13 protein-coding genes are annotated in these 14,771 nt (G+C 53.9%); 7 read left to right on the top strand and 6 right to left on the bottom strand.

The features are described from left to right. Positions 1–2: 2 nt before the first annotated feature. Positions 3–197, bottom strand: a complete 195-nt coding sequence (locus tag V7775_RS18805) for a SlyX family protein (protein WP_335753464.1) — start codon at positions 195–197, stop codon at positions 3–5. Positions 198–391: 194 nt separating this feature from the next. Between V7775_RS18805 and hisS the strand changes: the two genes are divergently transcribed. Genes hisS through hisG form a run of 3 tightly spaced genes read left to right on the top strand, consistent with a single transcriptional unit; the run spans position 392 to position 3,653 of the window. After that, positions 392–1,888 carry a histidine--tRNA ligase gene (gene hisS / locus V7775_RS18810; protein WP_335753465.1) on the top strand — a complete coding sequence of 499 codons (1,497 nt, stop codon included), beginning with the start codon at positions 392–394 and terminating at the stop codon, positions 1,886–1,888. Continuing rightward, a complete protein-coding gene (locus V7775_RS18815; protein WP_335753466.1) occupies positions 1,888–2,967 on the top strand; it encodes an ATP phosphoribosyltransferase regulatory subunit in 1,080 nt (359 codons plus the stop codon). The genes hisS and V7775_RS18815 overlap by 1 nt, the downstream gene beginning before the upstream one ends. After that, positions 2,964–3,653, top strand: coding sequence for an ATP phosphoribosyltransferase (gene hisG / locus V7775_RS18820; RefSeq protein ID WP_335753467.1), 690 nt, complete (start codon positions 2,964–2,966; stop codon positions 3,651–3,653). The genes V7775_RS18815 and hisG overlap by 4 nt, the downstream gene beginning before the upstream one ends. A gap of 6 nt (positions 3,654–3,659) precedes the next feature. Here hisG and V7775_RS18825 read toward each other — a convergent pair whose 3' ends face one another. Further along, the gene (locus V7775_RS18825; RefSeq protein ID WP_335753478.1) at positions 3,660–4,139 is read right to left on the bottom strand and encodes a DUF1489 family protein; all 480 of its coding nucleotides are present in this window, start codon (positions 4,137–4,139) and stop codon (positions 3,660–3,662) included. Positions 4,140–4,273: 134 nt separating this feature from the next. On the opposite strand from V7775_RS18825, the gene V7775_RS18830 reads away from it, so the two are divergent. Further along, entirely contained in the window at positions 4,274–6,562 is a 2,289-nt protein-coding gene (locus V7775_RS18830) for an adenosylcobalamin-dependent ribonucleoside-diphosphate reductase (protein ID WP_335753468.1), read from the top strand. Between the two features lie 200 nt (positions 6,563–6,762). Here V7775_RS18830 and V7775_RS18835 read toward each other — a convergent pair whose 3' ends face one another. From V7775_RS18835 to V7775_RS18845, 3 genes are all read right to left on the bottom strand, one after another. Beyond that, positions 6,763–8,595 (bottom strand): TniQ family protein, encoded by a 1,833-nt coding sequence (locus V7775_RS18835; protein ID WP_335753469.1) that lies wholly within the window; start codon positions 8,593–8,595, stop codon positions 6,763–6,765. Between the two features lie 464 nt (positions 8,596–9,059). After that, on the bottom strand, positions 9,060–10,067 hold the full coding sequence (locus V7775_RS18840; RefSeq protein WP_335753470.1) for a porin: 1,008 nt from the start codon (positions 10,065–10,067) through the stop codon (positions 9,060–9,062). Between the two features lie 762 nt (positions 10,068–10,829). Beyond that, positions 10,830–11,711 (bottom strand): LysR family transcriptional regulator, encoded by an 882-nt coding sequence (locus V7775_RS18845; RefSeq protein WP_335753471.1) that lies wholly within the window; start codon positions 11,709–11,711, stop codon positions 10,830–10,832. A 170-nt stretch (positions 11,712–11,881) separates the two neighbouring features. Here V7775_RS18845 and V7775_RS18850 point away from each other — a divergent pair, with 170 nt between their 5' ends. The 3 genes from V7775_RS18850 (at position 11,882) to V7775_RS18860 (ending at position 13,545) form a co-directional block, all read left to right on the top strand. Then, positions 11,882–12,427, top strand: coding sequence for a hypothetical protein (locus V7775_RS18850; protein WP_335753472.1), 546 nt, complete (start codon positions 11,882–11,884; stop codon positions 12,425–12,427). A gap of 27 nt (positions 12,428–12,454) precedes the next feature. Continuing rightward, positions 12,455–12,970 (top strand): OsmC family protein, encoded by a 516-nt coding sequence (locus V7775_RS18855; RefSeq protein ID WP_335753473.1) that lies wholly within the window; start codon positions 12,455–12,457, stop codon positions 12,968–12,970. A gap of 68 nt (positions 12,971–13,038) precedes the next feature. Continuing rightward, positions 13,039–13,545 (top strand): GFA family protein, encoded by a 507-nt coding sequence (locus V7775_RS18860; RefSeq protein WP_443070143.1) that lies wholly within the window; start codon positions 13,039–13,041, stop codon positions 13,543–13,545. A 583-nt stretch (positions 13,546–14,128) separates the two neighbouring features. Here V7775_RS18860 and V7775_RS18865 read toward each other — a convergent pair. After that, a complete protein-coding gene (locus tag V7775_RS18865) occupies positions 14,129–14,491 on the bottom strand; it encodes a hypothetical protein (protein ID WP_335753475.1) in 363 nt (120 codons plus the stop codon). Positions 14,492–14,771: the final 280 nt, after the last annotated feature.

Genomic DNA, 14,771 nt, shown 5'->3' on the forward strand with positions numbered 1-14,771 from the left:
GATCAGTAGTGGGGTGGACGTTCGTCCCCAACGACAATTCCGCCGCTTCCTGACGCATCGCGTTCACCTTCGCGGCGCATCAACATTTCGACGCGGCGGTTCAGGTGGTCTATTTCATCTTGTTGGCGAGCGACGATATCTGAAAGATCGTCAACGGCGCGCAACAGATGGGCCATTTGTTCTTCTAGGTGTTCCATAATGCCCAACTAGGCCCGATTTTATCATTGCGCAATGGGTTTGACCGCGCGGACGTGGCCCCAAGGGCCCGCGATGCGATTTTTTGGATCGGCGCAGAGGTGCTCGCAGAGATTTGTTGATGTGGCTGTTGCTTGCCCCGAGTGCCTGCATCCGGTAGAGGCGAGGCGAGATTTTATCCTTGTAGAGGTATGTCATGGCCAAGCCTAAAAAAACCCCACGCCCGAAGGCGGAAACGCCACGGGGATTTCGTGATTATTTCGGCGCGGAGGTAACTCAGCGCGCAGAAATGCTGGCTAAGATTGCAGGGGTTTATCATCGCTACGGCTTTGACGGGTTAGAATCTGCCGCCGTTGAAAAGGTTGAGGCGCTTGGTAAGTTCTTGCCCGATGTGGATCGCCCGAACGAGGGTGTGTTTGCTTGGCAAGAAGACGCTGAAGCAGAAAAGCCGGGTGATTGGTTAGCGCTTCGCTATGATTTGACAGCCCCTTTGGCGCGGGTTTACGCGCAGCACCGCAATGATTTGCCCACTCCATATCGTCGTTATGCGATGGGTCCGGTTTGGCGCAATGAAAAGCCGGGGCCGGGGCGGTATCGCCAGTTTTACCAATGTGATGCGGATACGGTTGGCGCAGGGTCAGTTGCGGCAGATGCCGAAATTTGCGCGATGCTGTCTGATTGTCTTGAGGAAGTTGGCATTGCGCGCGGTGATTACGTTGTGCGTGTGAACAACCGAAAAGTTCTCAATGGCGTGCTGGAAGTCGCTGGCCTGTCTGGTGACGACAAAGAGACCGAGCGTGGCATTGTCCTTCGCGCGATCGACAAACTGGATCGTCTGGGCACTGACGGCGTGCGTGCGTTGCTTGGGGCGGGGCGCAAAGATGACAGTGGCGATTTCACGGATGGTGCTGGCCTTGGGGATGCTCAGGCTGATGTAGTCATGGGATTCATGCAGGCAAAGCGCGATGACGGAGTTGCGACATGTGCGCGCCTGCGTGATTTGGTGGGCGACAGTGCCATTGGCATTGAAGGTGTGGATGAGTTGGAAACCATTGCTGAGCTGTTGGCCGCAGGTGGTTATGGCCCTGACCGGATCGAAATCGACCCTTCCGTTGTGCGGGGCCTTGGATATTACACTGGCCCCGTTTACGAGGCCGAACTGACGTTTGAAATCAAAGACGAAAAGGGGCGGGCGCGCAACTTTGGATCTGTTGCAGGTGGTGGGCGCTATGACGATCTGGTCAAGCGGTTCACTGGCCAGGAAGTGCCCGCAACGGGAGTTTCGATTGGCGTTGATCGTTTACTTGCGGCGTTACATGCCAAGGGCGGGCTGGATACGGCAGCACAAGGCCCTGTTGTTGTGACCGTGATGGATAAAGCCCGTATGGCCGATTACCAAGCGATGGTGGCAGAACTGCGCCAAGCAGGTATTCGCGCTGAGGTCTATCTGGGCAATCCCAAGAATTTTGGCAATCAACTCAAGTATGCGGATAAACGGGGCAGCCCGATCGCCGTGATTGAGGGCGGCGAAGAGCATGAAAACGGTGTGATCCAAATCAAGGATTTGGTGCTAGGGGCAAAGATGGCCGAAGGCGCAACGCTGGAAGAATGGCGTGACCGTCCCAGCCAGTACGAAGTCCCACGCAGTGACCTTGTGAGCAAAGTACGCGAAATTTTGGAGCTTTATAGCTGATGTCAACACGAGCCGAGACTAATGCCAAAGCAGCGCAATTGCGCGCTAGCTTTGAGGCACAGGGAGCGCAAGCGGTTGAGCCGCCTATTTTGCAGCCTGCTGATACGCTACTGGACCTTTACGGTGAAGACATTCGTGCGCGTGCCTATGTGACATCAGATGCGTTGCGTGGCGAACAGATGCTGCGCCCAGATTTTACAGTGCCCGTGGTGCAGATGCACATGTCGGTCGGTGCCGAACCAGCGCGCTATACTTACGCTGGCGAAGTTTTTCGACGCCAAGAGCACGACCCATCCCGCGCTAATGAATATGTGCAGGTTGGGTATGAGGTTTTTGAACGTGCTGATCCAGCGGCAAGCGATGCCGAAGTATTTGCACTGATTGCAGAGGCATTGAGCGGTTATGCCACGCGCGCAGTGACGGGTGATATTGGCGTGCTGATGGCCGTGGTGAATGGCCTGGATACCAGTGTCATGCGCAAGAGCGCGTTGATGCGCCACATCTGGCGGCCGCGGCGTTTTCGCGCGTTGCTGGATCGTTACTCAGGCGTCACGCCAGTTCCTGCCGCGCGAAAAGCCCTGCTGGAGGGGGACGTTTCCGTTGAGGCGCCTTTGGTTGGAGCGCGTCGACAGCACGAGATTGATGCACGTATCCAATTGTTGAAAGATGATGCGCAAACGCCGCCGATATCCAAAAAAGACGTCGATTTGATCGAAGCAGTGTTGGATGTTTCGGCACCGTTTCCAGATGCAATCGAACGGTTGCATGATCTGTCGGTAGATTTGCCTGTCATTATTCCTGCCGTGGCACGGGTTGTCGCCCGCAAAGATGCGCTAAAATCGCGCGGAGTTGACGTGGATGCTTTGATGTTCGAGGCAAGCTATGGGCGAACGTCAATGGAATACTATGACGGGTTTGTGTTTGGATTTCGATCTGTTGAGCGTCCCGATTTGCCACCGCTTGCGACGGGCGGCCGCTATGACGCGTTGACGCGTCGGTTGGGCGGCGGTCGGGAAATCCCGGCTGTGGGCGGTGTAATGCGCCCTGGCGTGATGCTGGAACTGGAGAAAAGGCCATGACGCTAAAACTGGGTGTCCCGTCCAAAGGGCGGTTGATGGAAAAGACATTTGATTGGTTCGGTGCGCGCGGTATTCAGCTTGCTAGAACCGGTTCAGAGCGTGAATACGCTGGTGTAGTGGAAGGGATAGAGGGCGTTGCGCTTGTTCTTCTTTCCGCTGGTGAAATCCCTCGTGAACTTGCGGCGGGGCGTATCCATTTGGGTGTGACCGGAACAGATTTGGTGCACGAAAAACTAGCGCTCTGGAACCAATCGGTAGAGTCGATTACCGAGTTGGGGTTTGGTCACGCAGACCTTATCCTAGCGGTGCCTCAAGGGTGGACAGATGTGGACACTCTGCATGATCTGGACGCCGCCGCCGCCGCGTTTCGCGGCGTGCACGGTCATCGTCTCCGCATCGCCACAAAATACCACCGATTGGTGCGCGAGTTCCTGCGCGAGGCAGGCGTTGCCGATTACGCGCTGGTGGACAGCCAGGGCGCGACAGAGGGCAGCGTTGCAAATGAAACTGCTGAGGCGATCGCGGACATCACGTCAACGGGTGAAACGCTGCGGGCGAACCATTTGAAAATTCTTAGCGATGGGTTGATGCTGCGCAGTCAGGCAACCCTTTGGCAATCACGGGTCGCGGACATGGACACTACTGAACGCAAAAATCTGGGTGAGCTGCTGAAACGTCTAGGGTAGTCGGCGTTACAATACGCCGATTTCCGCCAAGGCACGGCTTAACTCAATGGGAAGTACATCTTCTTGGGCGCGACCCTTGGGCAGGTCTGCAGGAGCATCTTCGGGTGTTAGATATCGCCAGCCTTGAAAGGGGCGCTTTAGCGCTGTGACAGTGGGTACAATTTCGGCGTCTAGCATGATCGAGCAGCGGCGAATGCCATCTTCACCAATTCGTTCGTCGAATCGAACAATACGCTGGCGTGCCGATATTTCACCCTTTATGACCCAATAAATCGAGCCACCATTTAGAATCTCTTCTTCTCGTTTTGGCCACATCCGAGTTGTGTGAAAAGATAGGCCATCAGGCGATTGCTGGATGCGATGTTGCTGCCACTCGGCTAGTTGATCGATGCTTTCGGTGCCGACAGACAGCTTGATGAGATTGACAAATTTTTTGCTCACAGAGTTACCCACCAAATTATCCACAGACTCACCTATGAACCACATCATAGGGTAGGGGGGGAGGCTATAGAAGCAAAATATAGTGTTTTGCAAGCAACAAAAAGCGTTAAACAACTGTGGCGTTTTTTGTGGTTTCGGCTATTGTCGGCATCCGCTCCACTCTGAATCAAGGAATCGCCATGACCCGCTTTACTGCCCCAATCGCTGAACAGATCTGGGATATGAAGTACCGTTTCAAAGCCGCTGACGGCACGCCCCATGATGTTACCGTAGAAGACACATGGCGTCGCATCGCGCATGATCTGGCACAGGTAGAGCAAGACAAAGAAGGTTGGGAAGAAACGTTCTTTGAAGCACTGGAAGATTTCAAATATCTGCCAGCGGGCCGCATTACTGCAGGGGCAGGGACCGCGCGGCGTGTCACCCTCTTTAACTGTTTTGTGATGGGCACTGTACCTGACAGCATGGGCGGTATCTTTGATATGCTCAAAGAGGCCGCACTGACCATGCAGCAGGGTGGCGGCATCGGGTATGATTTCTCGACGATCCGTCCAAAAGGTGCGGATGTATTGGGTGTGTCTGCGGATGCGTCTGGTCCACTTTCGTTTATGGATGTGTGGGACGCGATGTGCCGCACGATCATGTCTGCTGGTTCGCGCCGTGGGGCGATGATGGCAACCATTCGCTGCGACCATCCAGATGTTGAAGCGTTTATAACGGCCAAATCGGACGCGGCGCGTTTGCGCATGTTCAACATGTCCGTTCTCATCACCGATCCCTTCATGGATGCAGTGAAAGCCAACGGACCTTGGGAATTGAAGTTCGACGGTAAAGTTTACAAAACCGTCCAAGCGCTGGATCTGTGGAACGCGATCATGAAGGCGACGTATGATTTCGCCGAGCCGGGTGTGATTTTCATTGACCGGATCAATGAAGCCAACAACCTCAGCTATTGTGAAACTATCGCAGCGACCAACCCTTGCGGCGAGCAGCCACTGCCGCCCTATGGCGCATGTTTGCTTGGATCGATCAACCTTGCTCGTTTGGTTAGCGCACCCTTCGAAGAAGCGGCCGCGCTGGATATTGAGGCCCTGAATGAGCTGGTCGCGACATCCGTTCGCATGATGGACAATGTCGTAGACGTGTCTCAGTTCCCGTTGGAAGCACAGGAGCTGGAAGCCAAGAACAAACGCCGGATTGGCCTTGGTGTTACTGGGCTGGCGGATGCTCTGCTAATGCTCGGAAAACGCTATGGCTCGGACGAGGCGGCGCGTCAGACGGAGCAATGGATGCACGCGATTGCGCGTGCCGCATATCTGGCGTCGGTGGATTTGGCGAAGGAAAAGGGCGCGTTCCCATTGTTCGATGCCGAAGAATATCTGGCTTCTGGAACAATGCGTGCAATGGATGATGATGTGCGTGAAGCAATCCGCGTCCACGGCATTCGCAACGCTCTTTTGACCTCAATCGCCCCTACTGGCACGATCAGCCTATACGCTGGCAACGTATCATCGGGTATCGAGCCGGTGTTTGCCTATGCGTACACTCGGAAGGTTCTGCAAAAAGACGGCACCCGTACTGAAGAAGAAGTGGTTGATTATGCTGTTCAGATGTGGCGCGAAAAATTTGGCGACCGCGAACTGCCCGATTACTTTGTAAATGCTCAGACACTGGCGCCGCTGGAGCATGTTAAAATGCAGGCAGCGGCCCAAAAGTGGATTGATTCCAGTATCTCCAAAACGATCAACTGCCCTGAAGACATCTCCTTTGACACATTCAAGGAGGTCTACATGGAAGCGTGGGATACAGGCTGCAAAGGATGTACCACATACCGTCCCAATGATGTGACCGGATCCGTCTTGTCGGTATCAGACGACAAAAAGAAATCGCCTGAAGTGATCAGCCACGACGGTGAGGAACCGCAAGCGCCCCATGGCGATGTAGTCTACATGTCAGAGCCTTTGAACCGCCCGGAAGAACTCGAAGGCTCCACATACAAGATCAAATGGCCAGACAGCGAGCACGCGCTTTATATAACGGTCAACGATCTGATCGTTGGAGGCCATCGCAGACCGTTCGAGGTATTCATTAACTCCAAAAACATGGAGCACTTTGCTTGGACGGTGGCTCTGACACGTATGATTTCGGCTGTGTTCCGTCGCGGCGGGGATGTGTCGTTTGTTGTTGAAGAGCTGAAAGCGGTATTTGATCCGCGCGGTGGCGCGTGGATGGGTGGTAAGTATATTCCTTCCATTCTTGCAGCAATTGGTGGTGTGATTGAACAACATCTAATCGCGACAGGTTTTATCGAAGGCGAAGGTATGGGGTTAAAAACTGACCCGCAAGCCAATGTCGTCGGTATGGAAAAGCCACGTGGTAAAGCATGTTCAAGCTGCGGGCAGTTTGATCTACGTATGGTAGAGGGGTGCATGACCTGCGGTAGTTGTGGTCATAGCAAATGCGGTTAATTAAGCGCTAGGCTCTTAGCCAGAAAAAGGTGAAGCGTGCGCAAAAGAAACTTAGAAGCGTGCGCAGAGCTCTGGCTTAGATCTGATGCTTTTTAGGTAATCATCTGATTTCAAAGATAGAAACGAAGAAGGCGGAGCTTTATGCTCCGCCTTTTGTATTGTACGCTGTCTCCCGGTCTCCTCTGGAGAAGCAGGTTTCCCTAACGGGATAATGCCAACTCGACCTCGTCCCGCAGAAATAAATTTCCGTAGTCAACACCATCAGGTGAGTAGGGCATTACCCCCGCTTCTTTCAAAAACGCGCCGGCGCGCTGCCATGACATCCCCGAGTGCTTTGACAGAGTCCTCAGAGTAAAGAAGCGCGTGTGGAAGGCCGTTGCATCCTGGGCTGAGAAATAGTGCTGAACGGCATTGGTCTTCGGATTACGCATGGACGTTGCAGAGGTGTGACCGTTCATGACAAGGCGGCGCAGCCCGGGAAGATGATTTGCACCGACGGCCTTGCCAAAAACTTCAATCGACATGGCCGGTGCGTCTTCGCTGTTCAAGACAGAGGCAACCTCATCATGGTAGACGTATACGGCTGCATAACCGTCAAAATCTGAATGGTTACCGACACGGTTAATCCGTCCGTCCTTGATTGCATCAATGATGGCTTTGGGGTGTAGTTTCAATCGTTGCGCCGACTTGGAGATGTGTTCCCATCCGTGTTGCGCCTGCCGTAGCTGTTCGGCACCTTGAAGGAGGCCATTTAGGAAGGTCTGACCGTCACGGGGGCTCCAGATGTTCTTGGTTTTCGTTGATGCAATAGCTGGAACGAGTACGCGCTCTGCTACCAGCAGATTGAACTGGGATCGGGACATACAGAAGGTCTCGCAGAAGGTTTTTGCAGGAAGCAGCTCTGTCAGGTGGGTCAAGATATCGGCCGCCGCGCGGGCATCAAATGTAGCCCATGCATCACTTTTACTGTCATCAAGAAGACCAGCGCTTATCAGCATTGTGCGCAGTCGTCTGGGATCTACGCCAGTTTCGCGGGCAGCTGATTGCAACGAGTGGAGACGACGCTCGGTCACCGGCTCTCCCATGAGTTCATCACCGACACCCAACGGCCAGGTTTCGAGTAAGTGCTTCCGCAAGATTGCGCAGAAGGGTTCATATGCAGGGTCTCCTCGATGATCATGTGCAAGTCTGTCATAGAGTAATGGAAAGATCGCTTTGGGCCCCTGCTGAGGACTGCAAGGTAGGTCTTGAAGACCTTGTAATGCTTCTCGGATTGCTTTCATGCCGTGTTGTGCGACATCAAATCCCATCTGATAGAGCGCCCAACGGCTGCCCTGGTGCGCTGACGATGGCGCGGACATCTCATGGCGGAGCAACGCGTGACCGAGGAGGCGACAAAAGGTAGAGGCTGCATGAAGGCTATACTGGTCTAACCAAGTGTTCCCTTGGATCCCAGAAATCCTGTCATCGATCCACATGTCAAAGTCTGTAGGTTCACGCAGCTCATCATCCAAGTCTCCTTTGATGATGCCGGGGGCGAGGCGTCTGAGCTGCAAAGCCGTATCATACCGCGCAGTTGGTGCTGATTCATACCAAAGTTCTACAAGAGGATGCTCGTGCTTCAGGCAGATCATAACGTGGGGGATTAGCCAGTCTCCTTTGATCGTCATAGCCTGATTTGCCGGCAGATCGGACTGGTCGGCATCTTCACGTAAGCAAACAGGACATCCGCGCATTTTCGGGTAGAGAATGGTTTTACTGGGAAATGCATGCCCAGCAAAGCTGTGCATAGGCCCTTCAATCGGTTTAGGTGACCAAGCCCGGAGTTCGTGACAGTCGATGCCACCACGACTTGCAAGCATCGTCATGGTTTCTGGATCGCCTCGCAATACCTTCTGGAAGGTCACGCCTGTGTATCGGCCCAGATCAACCGCTGACAGTTCGTTACGGGCAGCCAAGCGGGACATGTATGAGAACGCGGTTTCGCGCGGTTTGATAGGAACGGTCATAGGGAGTGGGCGGTCAGCAATCATTCGTAATCCTCTGAGTGTGTGCTCTAAAGGCTATGCCAGAAAAATTGAGCTACAAGGACAACTTTGAAAACCAGTCTGTAATTATGTCGGATGGGCGGATTGCAGACTTTCGCTGCGCGCCACACAAACGGCAGCTATGCGCAGTTAATGTACTTTGCAAAGTCGCGCGAACGGCCCAAAATTACCGCTCGCGTTGGCCCCGCACGCTGCGACGCAGCTTCCCCGAAGCATACATTGATACGTTGCTGCAGCATTATTGAGGTAGTAAGGTCTCCTAAGCGGACGAAGCAGTCATTCACCGCATCTCTGCATCCGGTAAAATGGCCTCTTTTCCGCCATTAGATCGATCGCAGCATTGTACCTGTCAGGTACCGAGACCCTGGCAAAGACGGCCCATATAGCTTTAAGGCATGTGGAAGCACGCAGAGATCCGATCTGCGTGCTTTTTCTTCATATTATCTCGACTAAAATGAAACGACAGTCGCGAGCCCAATGGCGGTCGATTGCTCACCCCCGACAACAAACCGCGCCACGCCGAAGTTGATCTCTACATTTTCGGATATTGCACGGTCCACGCCCAAAGCGATCATACTGTCGGTATCAGCAGAAGTATCGACAAGAGTCGCCGTGGCGGAAAATATCCAGTCGTCAAACGCATAAGCGCCACTCAAAGTGGCATACGTGGCATTACCGTCCGCTCCGCCCGCATTGTCGAAATGAGCCACTTCCCCGATTATGTTGAACCCGTTGCTGAAATCATGCGAGGCACCAGCAACGATGCCGGTCTCGTCTGAGGTATCTCCGACACCTGCCGACAAATGGCGTGCGCCGATCCATGCGGTCGTTTCACCGAATCCCTGGCTGTATTGCAGGGCGAAGTTGTTCAGTTTCCCAGTGTTCCCGACACCACCGGCGGCAACGGAATTGCGCCCCCGTTCGTTGCCAATACTGTTGCTCAACGCCGTATCGTCTGAGTAGAACACTGCAAACGACAGCGTGCCGCCTAACGCGGCCACGGGTGTATCGACGGTCACACCGATCATCTCACTCAGCTCATAGTCTTCCGCCAGTGATGTGCCGTAAAAGCCCGCTGCTTCGTCCCATGCGACTGCAAACACCGGACTGATCTTACCGACAGAGACAAGCGTTTCGCCAAATCCGAACCGCAAGCCAAGTTCGCTAACATAGAGTCCGATGTCCTCAAACGCGCGGCTGTCCACTGCGTCGGTAACAGATTCAAGTGAAAGGCCGCCAAAAGCAGTGATCCGCTTTGTGATTACACCTTCGAATGCGAACTCCCCAGAGATGTAAGTGTCTGTAACCTCGGCACTTGGATCATCGGCGCGCACAGTGCTGTCTACGCCGATTTCCACGCTTCCTTCCCACGTAAACCCTGCCTCTTGCGCGGCCACGGAGGTGCCTCCCGCCAGTGCGAGACTGCAAAGCCCAGCTGTAAGCGCTTTATTTTTCATTATTAATCTTCCAGTTGCATGAATTGTTATGGGCAGCCTGTGCGTAGCTACTCGAATCATTATGATATATCATAACAATATCGTATTGAAAGACTGCATTTGGGCCATCGAGGCTATTTGAAGAGGTTCGACACATTCTCCGACAGCGTATTAGGGTATATCCAGCGATGAAAAATGGATAACGTATTCTGCCACTCCAAGAGCACCAAAGCACTAAATTAGCCTACCGAAGAGCTAGATTTTTCTGGGCCTAAATATCAACAAGGTCATCTAACAACCTTTTGAAAATGTCGTTTTTTCCGCCAAGCCGCATTCCAACCAGTGAAATTTCTGCGCTCCGCACGACTGGCAGTAGCGCGAAACCAGAAGTACAACGTCCCGAGAAGAGGCCATGGTCCGCAATGGTCCGTTCGCAATAGGCTGAATTTTCCGCTCATGCCAAATGCTGCAGCACGGCATTTGGCAAAGAGGGCTCTAAGAAGCCATTAGCTGCGGTCGCGAACGTTTTTAAGTCAAATTCTGTGTGCGGATGTCGGCAATGCGGACAAAACGGGCTTTTGCAGTTGCAGCTATTGCTCACGCAGCATTTCCTCGCTGTTGCAGCAGCTTTTATGCTGGGATGCAGCCTGCGTGGTCGAAGCGGCCATTCAACGTTAAGGATTGCGACGGGCTGCAATCCGAGATTTCGCGGGAAAGGATGGTTTTAGCACATGCGAAAAATGCTTCACCCAAAGCACAATATTCTTGCGCTCGGAAAACAAACTATGCTGACGCGGATTTCAAACCTTCAAACAACGCCGACGCTTCTTTGATTTCGCGCTGCATATGTTCTCGGAACAATGTAACGCGTTTCGTGTTACGTAAATCTCGATGATACAACAGCCATAATCCAAGTTCGTGCTGCGCTTCCGGTTCGCGGTATCGCACAAGCTCCGGATCGCTATCGCCCAGGAAACACGGCTGAAACCCGACACCAAGCCCGTGTTTCATCGCGGCAAGCGTCAGCGATGTTTCATCCACGTAAAACTCGTGCTCTTCGCTAGGCCACGCCTGCTTGGTCCATGTTCTATGATACTCGCAGCAATCCACGCCGATCCACTTTTCGGCGGACCTCCCCGCGCTGACTTCGGCGCAGTAGCTGCGTGATCCGTAAACCGCCGATGCCACAGTCGTGAGCTGCGTTCCAATCAGCGTTTCACCGGGCTTATTCGTTTGCCGGATGGCGATATCTGCCTCGCGTTCGGACAGACGGACAGAATTGTTGGTGACTTGGACGTTCAGCTCGATATTGGGATGTGCGGCGCTGAATCGGGCGAAATACGGCATCAACACAGTGGATGCCATGTTGGCGATTGCGGTCACCCGCAACTCCCCCGCAACATCGTCATCTTGCCCGCTGACCTCGCCCTCAAACGACAAAAGCTCTTGCTCGATGCGGCAGGCGGACAGCTTCAACTCCTCGCCTGCCTGCGTCAGCACATACCCGGATGTTTTTCGTTCAACCAAAGGCGTCGCGAGGTTTTTTTCCAACTCGCGAATGCGGCGGGACACGGTCGAATGCTGCACGCCCAAACGTTTCGCCGCATTGCTAAACGACCCCTCTCGCGCGACCGCAAGGAATATGCGTGCGTCGTCCCAGTGCATCGAAATCTCCCCGTGATGTGCATTTTTGCAAAACGTTTATCGAAATTTCCCCAATTCCTAAAAAACTTAACGAGTGCCACCGTTAAGGCAACCGGAAACAAGATGTTTTTCTACCGGCGAAAACTTGGAGCGACCAAGTCGCAGTAAACACGACAAGAAGGAATTTTGATATGACCATGCACAGATTAACAGCACTGACAGCCTCGCTCGCTCTGGCGGCGTCCTCCGCTTTTGCGGAAACCGCAGCCGATAAGATCGCCCGCGCCATGTCGGCCGCGCCGTCTGATATTTCAGCCGAAGCGACGATCATGGATGTGGACGGCACGATCCTTCGCGAGGGCACGAACGAGTGGGTTTGCCTGCCCGGTGTGGGCCTTATCCCCGGCGACCAACATCCGATGTGCAATGACGCTGTGTGGATGAAGTGGATGGCAGCCGTGGGAACGGACACTGTCTTTTCCACGGATGTCATTGGCGTTTCAAACATGCTTCAGGGGGACGCGATGGTGAACAACGACAACCCGATGGCAACTGACATCAACGACGGCAGCGTTTGGGTGCAAGACGGGCCCCATATCATGATGCTGTTCCCGAACATGGACATGCTGGCCGATCTGCCCCGCGACCCCTTCGCCGGAGGACCCTATGTCATGTGGGGCGAAACCCCGCTGGCCCACGTCATGATGCCCCTCGAAGCCAAAGATGCTACACAATAATTTTTGACCCATTTTAAGGAGACCACTATGTCTGTCGAACATATCCAGAATTCAGTGAATGACGTCATCGCGTACCTAAACGACAACCCCAAAGATGCGGTCAGCACCAGCGCCCCAATCACAGCTATTATGGAAGACGGTTTGCGGTGCCGCGCCACGGGTGAAAATGGCGAAACCGTTGTCACCGATATGCCCAAGGCTATTGGTGGCGGTGGGACGCATCCCTCACCTGGGTGGTTGTCACGTGCGGCTTTGGCGACCTGTGATGCGACCAGAATTGCCCTGCGCGCTGCGGAATTGGGCCTATCGCTTGATACGCTTGAGGTGACGGCGGATAGTGTGGACGACGACCGTGGCTTGTTCGGGATGGACGCGACGGTGCGGGCTGGGTCCCTTAGCCTACGAACCCGCGTTAAGATCGGGGCCGCTGGCGTCAAAGAACAGACATTGCGCGACATTGTCAGCTACGCAATTGCTCACTCGCCTGTTGCCGATGGGTGCCGCGCCGAAACACCATCGACGGTCGAAGTCACGATTGCCTGACGCCCGATCAAAGGAGGGGCACGAGCGTGGCCCTTCTTCTTTGCAATTCAACACACGAGGAAGACACCATGGCGAACAGTTCGCAAATTAGAAACGGTGGCTGCACATGCGGCCAAGTCCGGTATCAAATGACGTCTGAACCGCTGATCGTGCATTGTTGCCACTGTCATGGCTGCCAGCAAAACTCCGGCTCGGCTTTTGCGCTAAATGCCATGATCGAGGCCGACCGAGTTAAACTGCTGTCGGGCGAAATTGAGGAAATTACGGTTCCAACACCTGGGGGCACCGGTCAAGATATTGCCCGATGTGCCCGTTGCAAAGTTGCGGTCTGGAGCAACTACAATCTTGGAGGGCCTCTGCGTAAACATATCCACTTCATTCGCGTCGGAACGCTTGATCTTTCAGACCAAATGCCGCCGGACGTTCATATCTACACTTGTTCCAAACAACCTTGGGTCAACCTTCCTAAAGACGCGGCTCAGTTTGACGAAATCTACAATTTTGATGCGACATGGACGAAAGAAGCGGTGGAGCGACGGGCGAAATTGCAGGAGGAAACTGGCATCAAGACGTGAATGTAACTGCAAAGGCGATCAAAACTGCCGTCAGAATATGCAAAACGAAAGTTCACATTGCCCCGCAGCCTATGACCACCGTGCCCTTAATTCGCCGCGACTTGCCTGAATGGCTGGTTCCTTCACCGCGCGGTAGCACCGAGTTTTACGCTGACGCAGCAATTCCCACGCTGCGAGCGCACGCAGCAGGAAAGCCGAAATCACACAATGGGCTCTTTGCCGACTTTCGCTGCGATTGCACATCGAAAAAACGGGGTCACAGCCCTGAGCGTCCGCTTTCTTCAAGTTGCCCAATTTAGTTTGCGGGCGCAGCGATGATCCACAATTCACCCATCGTGTCGAACTAACGTGTCCGCTTTGGGCTGGGAGCTGTCATTAGACGCCATTTGCATCAATGGCAGCTTTGTGCTGCAGAGAGTGTACTTTGCAAAGGTACGCGAACGGCCCAAAACTACCGTTGGGGTTGGCCCCGCACGTTGCGGCGCAGCTTCCCCGAAGCAGACATTGATACATTCTGGTCGCGTTAGCATGACCAGGACTTTCAGATTTGGCACGCGACTAAAGAACGGACGCCTCTCCTACTTCAGGCTTCACCAGCCCAACATAGTCCGGTTTTCAGCATGACCTTGGACAGATTGCGGATGCCACTCGTCGAGCGATGTACGCAGTCACCTGAGCCGTTCGACGTTTCGCATCCCATTGTGCCACGCATCCGGAGGAACGTATTGGCTAAGGCCTTCGCACGCTTTCCATCCTCAGTTGTCGGATCGGGGCATGTCACACCACGCAACGTGAAGCGTGTTTCGCCAAATTCGATTTCGTGACCTGAGTAGGCGCGAGCACCACCGATGGCTCCCAGCGAAGACAAGCCTTCCTGAGCGCTTGCACCACTATAGGAGGTCAACGATAAAACGAGTAACGTAACTGGTATCCTGAGATTTGACATAAACCCAACTTAAAGGCGTGTTTCTTTTCAGGCAATGCGACGGAGCCTTCTTTAAACGATCCACCAGGGTTGAGGCCACCGAACGCAACACCGGTGCCTTTCAAGAATTTGGCAGAACCGTACAGGAAAAGCCATCCCAGCGCTTAACTGCCGTTGGCGCAGGGCGCAGGGCGCAGGGCGCAGCGAAAGTCCGCGTTCCGTCCAATGTGTCAAACGGCTATGTCTGCTTTGGGCCTATTCTGTTGAAAAACTCTTGTTGATTTGAGGCTTAGTTACTGAT

It is taken from the genome of Sulfitobacter sp., from assembly GCF_036960155.1.
In the GTDB taxonomy this organism is placed as follows: domain Bacteria; phylum Pseudomonadota; class Alphaproteobacteria; order Rhodobacterales; family Rhodobacteraceae; genus Sulfitobacter.